The following is a 12,437-nucleotide window of genomic DNA, read 5'->3' as shown; positions in this document are numbered from 1 at the left end:
GGTTTGCCTATTTGATAAAATCGTTCTCAGCTGCTTCTACTTTTTTAACCCGCCTGACAAAATGAGCAGCAGCTGCCGTTTGGGAAGGAACATATGCGCGGCCACATACAAGAGCAATGGCGGCAGGGCAATCCAATAGCCGTACAGCCCCCCAATTGTTCTCATGACTGCCTCTCCTGATTGGCTGAGTATCTCCGCGCTTCGTGTCATTTGCATAAACATCATTACAGGCGACCGATGAGTATCTGTAATGTACAGATAGGAAGGCACGAAGTTGCCGTAATTCAGTGCTGTTTGAAGCAGCAGCATGCCGCCTGCAGCGGACAGCAGCGTGAGAATAGACAGCTTGGCCTCCAGCCGCAGCACAGCGGCGACCGCCCAAACTGCCGCTGCCGAGAAGCTGGTGACTGTTACAACGGCAAACAACGTATTCAACATTCCCATCTCTCGAATGGTCATATAACTGGATATTTTAAACGGTTGAATGGTTAACAGGGTAATAATTGAAAGGGCAATAGAAGCTGACCACACGATTATTTTTTGCTTGGATCTAAAGGCCCCAGCCATCGCCATTGCAATCACGGCCGGCGGAATCGCTCCTGCCAGCGAAATGAGGAAATATAATAAAATAGAGGAGCCAAAAGACGGCCATCCCTGCTCTGGCAATGGCTCAAACGAGCCGCCTTCCACCCAGTAAGGCAGAAAATAAATGATTGTAAATAGTGCAAAAACCACAGCTGCTGTAATGGCGCGTCCCGCATAACCAACCTTTTTCTCTAGCTCTCGTTCTCCGAGGAAAGTCGCCTTGTAAAGCAGGCGCAGCGGAATGAACAGGAGCAGCAAAGACACGGCTGACAGCAGCATTTGCAGCACATTGGCGGCGGCGCTGGAACTGAAGTTGGCCTGCATCAGTCCTGATCTTAATATATACATGTCCAACACATCCGTTGAGCCCATAGTCACCGGATTCGACAACAGAAAGGTCATGGAAAACAAACCGCTGCCTATAAAGGCAAGCGATGAGAGGGCAAACAGGCCTGCCCCTTTGACTGGCAGCCAAGCATCCCTGCGGCTCCGGCCCTCACCCGCAGCAAAGATGATAGCGATAGGTATACCCGCATATTTCAAAGCGCTGAGCAGCGGATGCAGAATGCTCATTACCGATTCCTGCAAAAATGGCTCGCTGCCAAGCACATACATCCACCAATGGCTGTAGACGCTAGCAGGCACAAAAACAATCAAGGCTCCCAGCATAACGACTCCCTGCCGCACCTTGGAAGGCAAGGCAAGCAGGGCATACCCCGCTAGAGCCCCAAGCACAAATACGAGGCCCGCAAACTTCAGGTTAAAGGTGACTGTGTTGCCTACGACATGCATAAACTCAGATGATTCCATTAAAGCTCGCAAATGTTGAAGCCCCACCCAAGCCGAGTCCGTCGTGCCAGCAAACGGTTTATAATCCTTCATGCTCATCATGATTTCTTTTCCAAAGCCAACCAATGCCATCAATAAACCGATACCCAAAACAATCAAAGAAACTAGCGTATAAACCTTTGATCCTGTAGTCTCGCTATCATTATTGGTTGGAACTACATGCCCGGCATACGGGTTCTCAGTACTCATCGCTGTTCACATCCCGTTCTTTTATAATCGCCATTTCCGAAACAATATTAACCATAAAACGCATTTATTACAACACCTTTATAAAGTTTGTGAAAATAGGAATTTTGATTTCCGCCCCTTCGCGATGGAAGCATTGCTCCTTAGTGGAGTACTCATCAAAAAACCTGTCCACTCCAATAAATGAGCCTTTTCCCGATATTGATCAGGAGAAGGCTCGTTGATTTTTTGCTATAATCTATTGAGGGAAGCGCCTTTCGGCAGCTTCTGCGTTCAAATTCATCAGTGGGAGTGTTAACTCGGCATGATCATCAAATTCATTCGTTTGCGTTAATGAGAGGTACAGAAGGATGAGCCAAGCTTTTTTCGTGCAAAGGAGCTAGGTTTATTTATCTGTGCCTACTTTCATTTACTCAAATCAAATGAATGAGGTGCTTTTTGCAATGCGTGAAAATAGAAAAAAGCTCGCGGTGGCGTTAAACTCCCCCGCTTATTCCAATTTGCTCCGCTGCCCGATGTGCACAGGCTCCATGCAGCTGCGGGACGGTCGAAGCCTGGTGTGCAGCAGCAAGCATAGCTACGATCTTTCGAAGCATGGCTATGTCCATTTTCTAAGCCGCCCTGTGCGTACAAAATACGAAAAAACGCTATTCGAGGCGCGGAAAAAGGTGATGGACAGCGGCTTCTTCGCTCCCGTCCTCTCCCATATTTCCGAGAGCATAAACGGCTCATGGCAGGATCGGACTGGGCCTATCAGGCTGCTGGACGCTGGATGCGGGGAAGGCTCGCATTTGTCCGTGCTTCAGCAGCAGCTCAGCCGCAATTCAGATACTGCGGTGCTGGCGGCAGGCCTAGATATTTCCAAGGAGGCAATAGCGCTTGCTTCGAAAAATAACGGCGAAGCATTCTGGTGCGTCGCAGACTTGGCTTACAGCCCATTTGCCGACCACTCCTTTGATTTCATCGTCAATATCCTATCACCTTCCAATTATGCCGAGTTCCAGCGGCTGCTTGCTGATACAGGCAATGTCATTAAAGTTTTTCCTGGACCTGATTATTTAAAGGAGCTGCGCTCCTTGCTATACAACAGCACGGATAGCAGTCACAGCACGAATCTTAAGAGGAACGTTTACGATAATCTTGCGACTATAGAGCGTTTTAGCGAATATTTTGAAGTGCTGGGCAGCCGGCGGCTGCACTACCGCTTTCTTTTGCACCAGCCGCTGATTGAGCCTTTCATTGCTATGACGCCATTGTCCTGGAGAATGAAAGAATCGCTTGTAAAGCAAATAAAACAGAGGCCTACGCTTGAAGTAACAGTCGACTTGACGGTCATCATTGGGGGGAGAAAAACGGCTGTTTACTAGCAACTGCAGCATAATTTCCCAACTGCTTGATGCAGGAGGAAAATAAATAAAAGCAAACAGGCGGAGCCCCCATTGATCAGGGTACCCGCCTGTTTTTCTTGCCTTTTTTCTGCCATTTGTCTGCTGCTTCATTCTTCTATTCCATATAAAAGCATCCTTTTCCGCTGTACCCTGAGTCTGCTTAACGCTGCGGCATATGCTTGCGAATATCTACGCCCAGCCCTTCAGACAGTCTCATCCCCAGCTCCACGTTGGCCCGGAAAAAGTTGCAAATGGCACGCAGCTGAATATCCGCGTTCGTCTGCCCCAAATCATTGATCAAATTTTTCACCAAGTTGTCCTGCTGTGGTTCCGCAAGGGAAAGATAACGTTCGCCTGCCTGCGTAAAATCATCGGTTTTATCGATTTTCTGGCGACCGGCAAAGCCGTGAACAGGAACAGCATGGTCGGCGTGGTCCTGCCCAGCTTCCTGCGGGCTTGTGCTCAAGCTGTTCGGCTCATAATTGACGCTGGAGGAATCGGCTTTCATCGTCATCGCTCCGTCACGCTGATGGTTGCGGGCAGGCGCATACGGGCAGTTGACTGGAATATGCAAATAATTCGCGCCCAGACGGTAACGCTGCGTATCCGGATAGGAGAATAAACGGCCTTGCAGCAATTTGTCCTCCGACGGCTCAATGCCCGGCACCAAAGCGCTCGGCGAGAATGCCGACTGCTCTACCTCGGCAAAATAATTTTCCGGGTTGCGATCAAGTGTCATCGTACCGACTTTATGCAGCGGGTACATATCCTCCGGCCACGTCTTGGTCGGATCGAGCGGATCAAAGGAGTAGCGCTCCATATGCTCAGGAGGCAGCAGCTGCACATGCAAATCCCATTCCGGGAAATCTCCTTTTGCAATGGAATCGTGCAAATCCCTTGTCGCATGGTTAAAATCGCGCCCTTGCATCTCCGAAGCCTCCTCAGCGGTGAAATTGCGCACCCCCTGCTTCGATTTCCAGTGGTATTTCACGTAGGTCAGCTTGCCTTCGGCATTAATCCACTTGAACGCATGCACGCCAAAGCCATCCATTTCCCGGTAGGTCGCAGGCGTGCCATCGTCGGAAAACAGCCATGTCAGCATATGCGTCGATTCCGGCGACAGCGTCATAAAATCCCAATAGCGGCCAGGCTCCTGCACATTCGTCTGCGGCGACGGCTTCAGTGAATGCACCATATCCGGAAATTTCATCGCATCGCGAATGAAGAATACCGGAAGATGGTTGCCCACAATGTCCATATTGCCCTCTTGCGTATAAAACTTCACCGCAAAGCCGCGCGGATCACGCGCCGTCTCAGGTGAACCCGTTCCATGAATGACGGTCGAAAACCGGACAAATACCGGCGTCTCCACTCCCGCCTCCTGCAAGAAATGAGCTTTCGTATGAGCAGCCATGCTGTTCTCTACGCGGAATACGCCGTGCGCGCCAGCGCCTCTGGCATGGACAACCCGCTCTGGAATACGCTCGCGGTCAAAATGCGCCAGCTTCTCCAGCAGATGATAGTCCTCCAGCAGCGTAGGGCCGCGCTGTCCGGCCGTGCGCGAATTTTGGTTATCGGCAACAGGCGCGCCTTGATTGGTCGTCATGTAGTTCGCATTAGATTGATGATTCGTATTCGTTACATTCGTCTTATTGGTCATCGTTATTACCTCCGAGTTGGATTTAGACTTGGTCTAAATATTTAACCTTATTATAGCGAGACCAAACGATGCCTGTCATGAATTTTAGATGAACGTATGATGAAGATCGGATGAACACCATTTCATATAAAAAATACCACTGAGGGCTGCTATACCCCCAGTGGTATTTTCATTAAGATGAAGCTGCCTCATCCGCCAGCCGATAGCCCGCGCCGCGCACCGTCACAATATATTTCGGCGCTACTGCGCTGTCCTTCAGCTTCTTGCGGAGCGACTTAATATGCACATCTACTACGTTGCTGCCGCCGAGAAACTGGCTGCCCCATACGGAATCGAACATCGTCTCGCGTGAGAGCACGGAGCCGTCGGACGTAATAAACATGAGCAGCAGATCGTATTCTGTCTTTGTCAGATCAATGCGCTGCTCGCCGCGGAAAACGGCCATTCTTTTCAGATCGACCGTCAGATCTTTATAATGGTAGCCGGATACGACCACTGGGCTCGATTGCGGCTGCTGCTCCATCATGCGGTTGATTTGGTTAACGGCCTCCTGCGGCACTGCCGGCCATTCAATCATAGCTGCGGCATCAGGCAGCAGATGGCGGATCACCCCTGCCGAAGCGCCTGCGAGGAACAAAATCGGCACTCCCTTAAGATGGGCCGTGTGCTGCAAAGCAGCCTGCAGCGCTTCTACCGCATCCGTGTGGCCTTGGACATACGGCGTCGCATCATAGATCAGCAGCTCGGGCTGCAAACTATGCACGAACGCTCTATTCAAATCGTGCAGCGTAAATAGATCAAAGCAATCTGCGGCAAGCAGCTGCAGAAGGCTATGCACCCGCTGCGGGAACGGACTGACAACCATAACCCGCTTCGTCATGGAGCAGACCGCACCTTCCAGCAGCATATCTGCGTCCGCCTGCTCCGTGAAACCCGGCTCAAAGCCGTCCTGATTCAGCCCGGCAAGCTTATTTCCATTTAAAGCTGTCTGTTTGTCCTCATTCGTTACGATTGGCTCGCGCATGACTCGCAAACCCCCTCTAACACAATATGTGAATGGTGAATAATGAACCTCGTTTCCTCCGCAACTCGGCGCGTCCATTCCTGCGGCACCTCAATCATCACTTCTTCAATACGCCCACATTTGCTGCACATGACATGCTGGTGCTCTTCCGTACGCCCATCGTAACGGCTAACCGCCTCACCAAGCTTGAGCTCGCGGATCACCCCTGCATCGGTTAAATAACGAAGCGAATTGTATACCGTTCCGTAAGCAAAGTTAAAGCCTTTGCTCCGCAAACGTTCAATAATATCAGCTGCTGCCGGATGGTCGTGAGATTGCTGGATCACGTCCAAAATCGCCTTGCGCTGAACCGTTAAGTTTAGTTTTGCCATAAGGCCTTCATTCCTTCAATTTTTGATTTAGACTAAGTATAATTATGTTGTCAAAATCAGTCAACCCCACCTCTATGCCCTTATGGCCTATTGCCAAAATCAAGCTGAATCCAAGTGCTCAAGACTTTGGAATCATTTTGCGAAAAATAAGGAATTGTAATATTCTGAATATTTACAAATTTCAAATAATAAGATATGATGTACCTATCCTAATCGAGAGGGGATAGCCCGTTGGAGTAGCGTAAGCGAAGCATGTCACCCATTTAAACGGAGAGGAGATTGCAAGGATCATCCGGACATGCGGGAACTCACCATAATGAGCAAGCGAGAAGGTTGCACCGTCACCCAGTCTAGCAATACCAATAATTCAAGCAATACTTAACTTTGATAGTTTGGTTTTCAATGAGAGTTCATTCGGTTATGGCAAGTGCAATAATGAATGGAAGTTGTACATGGAAATGCGAACTTTGGAATGGAGCGTTTGAATAAATTGAATAGAAGTGAGTCAGAAAGTTAAAGGGATTCCGGTTATCATCGATAAGCGGAATCCCTTTATGCTGCCTACAGAATCGGTGAGAGCAGCCGGCTGATCGACTCCTTGAAGCGTTCAAAGAGCGGACGTTTTGCAAACTCGTCTTTCTGTAGCTTGATACTATTTTCAATATCCACCTCGAAAATCTCCTTTAATTGTCCCGCTGTACTTTCCTCATAAATAAAAGCGTTCATCTCAAAATTCAGCTTAAAGCTGCGAATATCAATATTCGCTGTTCCCACCGAAGCGATCTTGCCATCGATGACAATTGTTTTGGCATGCAGGAAGCCTTTTTCATACAAATAGCATTCAATGCCGCCTGCCAGCAGCTCGGCAATATAAGCGCGGGTCGCCCAATAAACAAAGAAATGATCGCGTTTTTTCGGAATCATAACCTGCACCTTCACACCGGATTGGACGGCAATTTTCAGGGCGGTCATTAAGCTTTCGTCTGGCACAAAATAAGGCGTCTGCAAGCAAATCGACCGTTTTGCCGAATAAATCATTTTAATATAAGCATCTTTAATTTGCTGATCCTCGGAATCTGGGCCGCTGGCTACAACCTGCATCCCAATGCCGCCGCCTTCTTTGATTACCGGAAAATAGCTGCTATTCAGCTCCACCGTGCCTGACGACGCGAGATTCCAATCCATGAGAAACTGTGCCTGCATTTGATGCACCGCATGTCCATTCACCCGCAAATGCGTGTCCCTCCACTCGCCGAAATGCTTGTCCAAGCCCAAATATTCGTCTCCCACATTAAATCCGCCAATATAGCCGGTCATGCCGTCGATAATAGCCAGCTTGCGATGATTGCGATAGTTCAGCTTTAAATTTACATAAGGAATGCGCGAGGGGAAAAAGGCTTGCGCTTTGCCGCCTGCTTCCCGCAGCTTGTTGAAAAACGACCGCGGCAGTCCCGAGCTCCCGATGTGATCATAGAGAAACTTGACCTCTACGCCTTGCTGCGCTTTCGCTACCAACGCTCTGAGCAGCCTGTTGCCCAGCACATCATTACGCACAATGTAATACACCAGATGAATATGATGCTCTGCGGAGGAGATATCCGCAATCAGCGCGTCGAATTTTTCGTTGCCCTCGGTATAAATGCGAATGGCGTTATTTTGCGAGAACAAGGCGTAGCTGCTGACCAAATTCATAAAAATCATATCCCGGTAGTCGTTCGTCTCGGCATCATGAAAAACAGTATTGCGATCCTGAAGCTGAAGCTTCTGCCGATCCACGGTATCTTCTATGATGCGCTGGCTGTCTCCGAGCAGCTTGAACAATTTGCGCTTGCGCAGCTGCTGGCCGAGAATCAAATAAAGAATAAAACCGAATACAGGAATGAAAGATAGTACCATAATCCAAGCCCAAGTAGAGCTGACGTTGCGTCTCTCCAAGAAGACAAGGGCGAAAGCGAGCAATATATTCAGCAAGGTGAAGATGAAATAAAAGTCTTGATACGTAGTCATCGCTAAAGCTCCCCCGTTATGCCATTTACAACATGCACATTTTTTTATAATTAATCAAATCATACTCTATGGGCGGTATATGTTCAAACATGAAAGTATGCTACAATTTTTCAAAAGAACTGCTGGAGCGGCATGGGAGGAACAACAATGGACTTACGCAAGCTACGATTGGACGAACCTGCGCTGGGAACTTTCAGTGAAGAACGAGACGAATATGAACGGGACTATGCCCGCTTGATTCAATCCCCCGCTTTTCGCAGGCTGCAGGGAAAATCACAGGTGTTCGGCGCTGGTTCTGGCGATTATTACCGCACGCGGCTGACGCACTCGCTTGAAGTTTCCCAAATCGCCCGTGAGGTTGCGCGGAGACTGGGCAAGCAATATGCCTTTTTAGCTAAAAAAGAACATCCCGGCCTGATGCTCGATCCCGCCGTCGTCGAAATTGCGGCGCTGGCCCATGATCTGGGCCATCCGCCATTCGGCCACAAAGGCGAAGAGGTGCTCGATCACCTGCTTCATGAAGAGCATGGCATGACCTATGAAGGTAATGCGCAAAACTTCCGCATCCTCATGTTTCTGGAGAAGCGCGCCGGCAGCGGCAGCGGGCTTGATCTGACCGCAGCCGTGCTGCTGGCTACGAATAAATACCCTTATTCGCTGGATGAGCCCGGACGTCTTAAAGGGCTGTACAGCTCCGAATGGGCAGATATTGAGCAGCTGCGCCATTCTTGGAAAATGCCCAAGGGCCGTTCCACCCTCGAAGCACAGCTGATGGATTTATGCGATGATATCGCTTATTCCACCCATGATATTGAGGATGGCATCCGTGCAGGCAAAATCCAGATGAATCGTACGTTTTTTGAAGATCAGCGCCTGATTGACCATCTGGTACAGGAAATTGTTGAGGACCAAGGCAATATGGAGGTTGGCTGGCATCAGGTGGACATTCCCGCGATGGTGAAGAAGGTGCTCGCCGCTTATTTGGAGCAATGGGAAGAGCTGTATGCGCTGTACGATCAGGAAACGTCGCGCACGCGCAGGGAGATGAAAGCGCGCTGGGTCAGCGTTTTTGCCGGAAAGGTCGGCATTATTGACTCCTCTACACCAGGCTGGAAGAAGGTTACCTTCGTCAAGGATGGACAGCAGGATCTGGAGCTGCTGCGGACGATGGAAATTCTCAAGAAGCTGGCATGGGTGACGCTGATTAAAGATTTCCGCGTCCAACGACTGCAAAAACGCAGCGAAATTATGATCCGCAGACTGTGGGAGAGCTTCCGCATCCCCGAGCACGGACGGCTCATCATTCCGCCAGACTGGATTGCCAATTATGAGCAGCATAAGCAAAACTGGACTTGGCCGCGCTTCGTCGCGGATTATATTTCCGGCATGACCGATGCTTATGCGGAGAAGGTCTACGCTGAGCTTTATGCTAGCAAATCGGGCTCGATCTATGAAATGGACTAGCGTTAATTTAAAGCGTCGTTCTAGCATTGGTGAAAAAAGAGGCTGCGCTGCATGAAAAGATTGGCTTCCGATCGTCATTGCCCTTGAATGTCATCGAATGAGCCACCACAGGTGGACATTCAAGGGCAAAAACGAACGCTAACGCTTCTCCAGTCCAATCTTTTCATTCCGCTCCGCCTTTTTCACCATGCTTCTAGAAAAACATTTTAAATATGCCGCTTAAGCATGTTACTTAAGCAAAAAAGAGATGAAGCGCGTCTGCCTCATCTCTTTCTTTTTTCTAAAATGAATTCGGAAGCCTCTTCATATTAATAAACCGCACGACAAGTCTTGAAACGTTTTATTCACAGTCACTCTTACATTGTAAGATGCAGCAAAAACAATGCAGCAAAAGCAAACCAAGTATCCTTCCTGTTTCTAAAATTTCCGCTGGACAGCCTTCTTAAGCCGGATTAATCTCAGCTCTGCAAGCCAGCTCCGTTATATAGTCGAAGAAACGCTCCGGCTCCACATCGTACACGAGGCTGACCGGACGGCCATCCGCCGCTTCTATGGTGCGCCCTTGGCTGGGGCCATGCGCGATCGCCTTGCTGTGGACCGTCTTCATCGAGACGAGGCTTGAATCGCCCACCGTTGCCGTTGTTAGAACATCCCACAGGTAATACGTCGAATTCGTCTCCATATATACAAGCGGCGGACAGGCGGCGTAACATTGCCCGACAAAATCCATACCCTCATGACGGCGCAGCGAAGCCCAGCGATTGCGAATCGGCACCGTCAGCGGCACCTTATTCGTGCTTTCCAAAGCAACGAGGAAGATCGGAATTTCGCTGGCCCATACCCGCTCTACCGCTTCCGGGTCCCAGAACGCATTCCACTCTGCGGTACCATCATGCTCCGGCTCCTGCACATTACCTTTCTCATTGAACGTTCCGCCCATCCAGACGAGCTTCTCGATTTTCGCTTCAATATCCGGGGCCTCATCTAATGCACGGGCTAAATCCGTCAGCGGTCCAGTGAACAGCAGCGTTGTTTTCTCATCCGAGGCGCGAATCGCTTCAATCATATGAAGATGGGCCGGCAGCTCCGCCTCACGCGTCTTAATCTGCTCCGGCTCGTTAAGGATCGGCAGCGCGTCGACGAAAAAGGTATGCATCCGCCATTCCGCAGGAAATGGATTGCGCCCGCGAGAATTGGATCTCGCTACCTCGACGCTTGCCGAGGCATCGCCGCGTCCGAAGCGGTCAATGATTTTGCGGCTGGCTTTCATGCCGGGCTCCAAATAGCCATCAGCCGGGATGACCGATACACCGACTAGCTCTACCTCTTTCATTTGCAAAACTAGAAATAAAGAAACGAGATCATCTACTCCCGCATCATGATTGTAATAAAGCCTGGTCCCCATCATCATCCATTCCCTTCACTTGTATAAATTGATCCTTAATTTGTCCATCCTAAAGCTGAGGAGGTGAGCTGTCAATGGCAAAGGACGTATTGTGCTTTCGTCAATTCCTGCAAGTTCTTGACCGCCGGCAACCACTGCGGAGCTGCTTCGATTTTTGTAGCAAGCAACCGCGGCAAGCGGGCGTCCGAATCTGCGGAAACAGACTGCCGCACATTCGAGGCAAAGATCTAGATATCGTTCTCAAACAGATAGCAAAGCGGCAATATTTTCACAGAAAAAAGCAGCGTCTACCCGCCTGAGCTTATGCCCAGACTCGGTAAACGCTGCATTTCCGCTATTATTTGCTTACTGGAATGGCGTTGTAATATTCCTCGAGCGTCTCGTCGTTATCCGTCAATTCCTTCGCCAACGCCTTGCCTACATAACGAAGATGCCACGGCTCGTATTTGTAGCCGGTAATTTTATCTTTGCCTTCAGGATAACGGATTATAAAGCCATATTCATAGGCATGCTTGCCCAGCCATACCGCTTCATCCGTACCGCCAAAGCAGCTTTCGGCTGCACATTTGCCGTCGCTTCCAGACACGTCAATCGCAAGTCCCGTCTGATGCTCACTCGTCCCCGGGATAGCACTGTACGTTCTGGCTTTCTCCAGGCCATCCTTTTTCACATAACGGTCGAACAGCGCCTTTTGGGTCGCTTGCGAACGGTAGGCCGACACACCCGCTAAATAAATTTTGTCCTTCTTCGCTCCTGCAAACAGCTCTTCCAAAGCGTCCGCCGCTACTTTGCGCATTTTGCGCTTATCGATTTTCTCGCTGAAAATAAATGCCACATCCGGATATACCAGCTCGGAAGGCTCGTAATCATCCGGCAGCTTGTTTTGCTTATTCACTAGCGCCGTGACGCTTTCCGGCTCTGCTACAACGGCTAAGCCTTCATCCAAATCGCCAGAAGAGCTGCCGCTGGAAGGCTTTGCTGTTGCCTTCGGCGTTGCTGTCGGCTCTAGGGTCGGCTTCACAGTCGGAGATGGTGTAGGAGCAGGCGTTGCCTCTTGCGTTTCTTCTGCTGTTGCCGTTTCTGTCGCCTCCGGCGTCGTACTTTCCTCGATCGGCGATACGGATGGCGAAGCGTCCACCTCGGCACTCGCTTCCACTGTTGGCGCAACAACTGCCGCTGTATCACCTGGCGCTTGAGCCGCCGTTTTATCAAACTTCACAATTACTATAACAGCCATCGCAATTAGGCATAAAGATAACAAAATAACGACCGCTCTTCTGCGTTTTCTCTTCATGATGCACTCCTTATATGGTTTAATTTACAGGAAAAAGGGTAATAAACGATTAGTCTGTTCTTTTTATACTATACCTAATAGACTTCAATCTGTCTTAAAAGGTTGCCGAAATTTCCTATGTAATTTTTGTGAGCCTCCTCCGCGAATATGCGGCATAGGGCTAATTTTGCATTTTGACATTCTACTATAGGAAGAGGCATAATA

Annotated in this window: 10 protein-coding genes; 3 read left to right on the top strand and 7 right to left on the bottom strand. The window is 49.6% G+C overall.

Annotated elements, in window-relative coordinates; all coding sequences use genetic code 11:
- Positions 1 to 36: 36 nt before the first annotated feature.
- A complete protein-coding gene (locus AC50X8_RS19560) occupies positions 37 to 1,623 on the bottom strand; it encodes a hypothetical protein (RefSeq protein ID WP_494881026.1) in 1,587 nt (528 codons plus the stop codon).
- 440 nt (positions 1,624 to 2,063) lie between these two features.
- On the opposite strand from AC50X8_RS19560, the gene AC50X8_RS19555 reads away from it, so the two are divergent.
- Positions 2,064 to 2,987: a methyltransferase domain-containing protein gene (locus AC50X8_RS19555; RefSeq protein ID WP_494881024.1), complete on the top strand. Its 924-nt coding sequence runs from the start codon at positions 2,064 to 2,066 to the stop codon at positions 2,985 to 2,987.
- Positions 2,988 to 3,168: 181 nt separating this feature from the next.
- On the opposite strand, the gene AC50X8_RS19550 is transcribed toward AC50X8_RS19555, so the two are convergent.
- The 4 genes from AC50X8_RS19550 to cls all read right to left on the bottom strand — a co-directional run bounded on the left by AC50X8_RS19550 (position 3,169) and on the right by cls (position 8,070).
- Positions 3,169 to 4,668, bottom strand: coding sequence for a catalase (locus AC50X8_RS19550; RefSeq protein WP_494861056.1), 1,500 nt, complete (start codon positions 4,666 to 4,668; stop codon positions 3,169 to 3,171).
- A 172-nt stretch (positions 4,669 to 4,840) separates the two neighbouring features.
- Positions 4,841 to 5,692, bottom strand: a complete 852-nt coding sequence (locus tag AC50X8_RS19545) for a winged helix-turn-helix transcriptional regulator (RefSeq protein WP_494861058.1) — start codon at positions 5,690 to 5,692, stop codon at positions 4,841 to 4,843.
- On the bottom strand, positions 5,674 to 6,063 hold the full coding sequence (locus AC50X8_RS19540; protein WP_056036648.1) for a Fur family transcriptional regulator: 390 nt from the start codon (positions 6,061 to 6,063) through the stop codon (positions 5,674 to 5,676). Before AC50X8_RS19540 ends, AC50X8_RS19545 begins: the two co-directional genes overlap by 19 nt.
- A gap of 561 nt (positions 6,064 to 6,624) precedes the next feature.
- A complete protein-coding gene (cls, locus tag AC50X8_RS19535; protein WP_494861060.1) occupies positions 6,625 to 8,070 on the bottom strand; it encodes a cardiolipin synthase in 1,446 nt (481 codons plus the stop codon).
- Positions 8,071 to 8,217: 147 nt separating this feature from the next.
- Here cls and AC50X8_RS19530 point away from each other — a divergent pair, with 147 nt between their 5' ends.
- On the top strand, positions 8,218 to 9,534 hold the full coding sequence (locus AC50X8_RS19530) for a deoxyguanosinetriphosphate triphosphohydrolase family protein (protein ID WP_056036644.1): 1,317 nt from the start codon (positions 8,218 to 8,220) through the stop codon (positions 9,532 to 9,534).
- Positions 9,535 to 9,976: 442 nt separating this feature from the next.
- On the opposite strand, the gene AC50X8_RS19525 is transcribed toward AC50X8_RS19530, so the two are convergent.
- Positions 9,977 to 10,942: a nucleoside hydrolase gene (locus AC50X8_RS19525; RefSeq protein ID WP_494881022.1), complete on the bottom strand. Its 966-nt coding sequence runs from the start codon at positions 10,940 to 10,942 to the stop codon at positions 9,977 to 9,979.
- A gap of 60 nt (positions 10,943 to 11,002) precedes the next feature.
- On the opposite strand from AC50X8_RS19525, the gene AC50X8_RS19520 reads away from it, so the two are divergent.
- Positions 11,003 to 11,170, top strand: a complete 168-nt coding sequence (locus AC50X8_RS19520; RefSeq protein WP_494881020.1) for a DUF1540 domain-containing protein — start codon at positions 11,003 to 11,005, stop codon at positions 11,168 to 11,170.
- Positions 11,171 to 11,276: 106 nt separating this feature from the next.
- On the opposite strand, the gene AC50X8_RS19515 is transcribed toward AC50X8_RS19520, so the two are convergent.
- The gene (locus AC50X8_RS19515; RefSeq protein WP_494881018.1) at positions 11,277 to 12,233 is read right to left on the bottom strand and encodes a M15 family metallopeptidase; all 957 of its coding nucleotides are present in this window, start codon (positions 12,231 to 12,233) and stop codon (positions 11,277 to 11,279) included.
- Positions 12,234 to 12,437 lie beyond the last annotated feature (204 nt).

The sequence above is a fragment of the Paenibacillus sp. JT22N15 genome (genome assembly GCF_059383755.1).
The sequence above is the reverse complement of the archived record's forward strand: the minus strand, read 5'-3'. Positions and strand labels throughout refer to the sequence as shown.

Excerpts from the sequence above, each read along its gene's own strand:
- AC50X8_RS19560 (WP_494881026.1), bottom strand. The coding sequence starts at position 1,623 with ATGAGTACTGAGAACCCGTATGCCGGGCATGTAGTTCCAACCAATAAT.
- AC50X8_RS19550 (WP_494861056.1), bottom strand. The coding sequence starts at position 4,668 with ATGACCAATAAGACGAATGTAACGAATACGAATCATCAATCTAATGCG.
- AC50X8_RS19540 (WP_056036648.1), bottom strand. The coding sequence starts at position 6,063 with ATGGCAAAACTAAACTTAACGGTTCAGCGCAAGGCGATTTTGGACGTG.
- AC50X8_RS19555 (WP_494881024.1), top strand. The coding sequence starts at position 2,064 with ATGCGTGAAAATAGAAAAAAGCTCGCGGTGGCGTTAAACTCCCCCGCT.
- AC50X8_RS19530 (WP_056036644.1), top strand. The coding sequence starts at position 8,218 with ATGGACTTACGCAAGCTACGATTGGACGAACCTGCGCTGGGAACTTTC.
- AC50X8_RS19525 (WP_494881022.1), bottom strand. The coding sequence starts at position 10,942 with ATGATGGGGACCAGGCTTTATTACAATCATGATGCGGGAGTAGATGAT.
- cls (WP_494861060.1), bottom strand. The coding sequence starts at position 8,070 with ATGACTACGTATCAAGACTTTTATTTCATCTTCACCTTGCTGAATATA.
- AC50X8_RS19545 (WP_494861058.1), bottom strand. The coding sequence starts at position 5,692 with ATGCGCGAGCCAATCGTAACGAATGAGGACAAACAGACAGCTTTAAAT.
- AC50X8_RS19515 (WP_494881018.1), bottom strand. The coding sequence starts at position 12,233 with ATGAAGAGAAAACGCAGAAGAGCGGTCGTTATTTTGTTATCTTTATGC.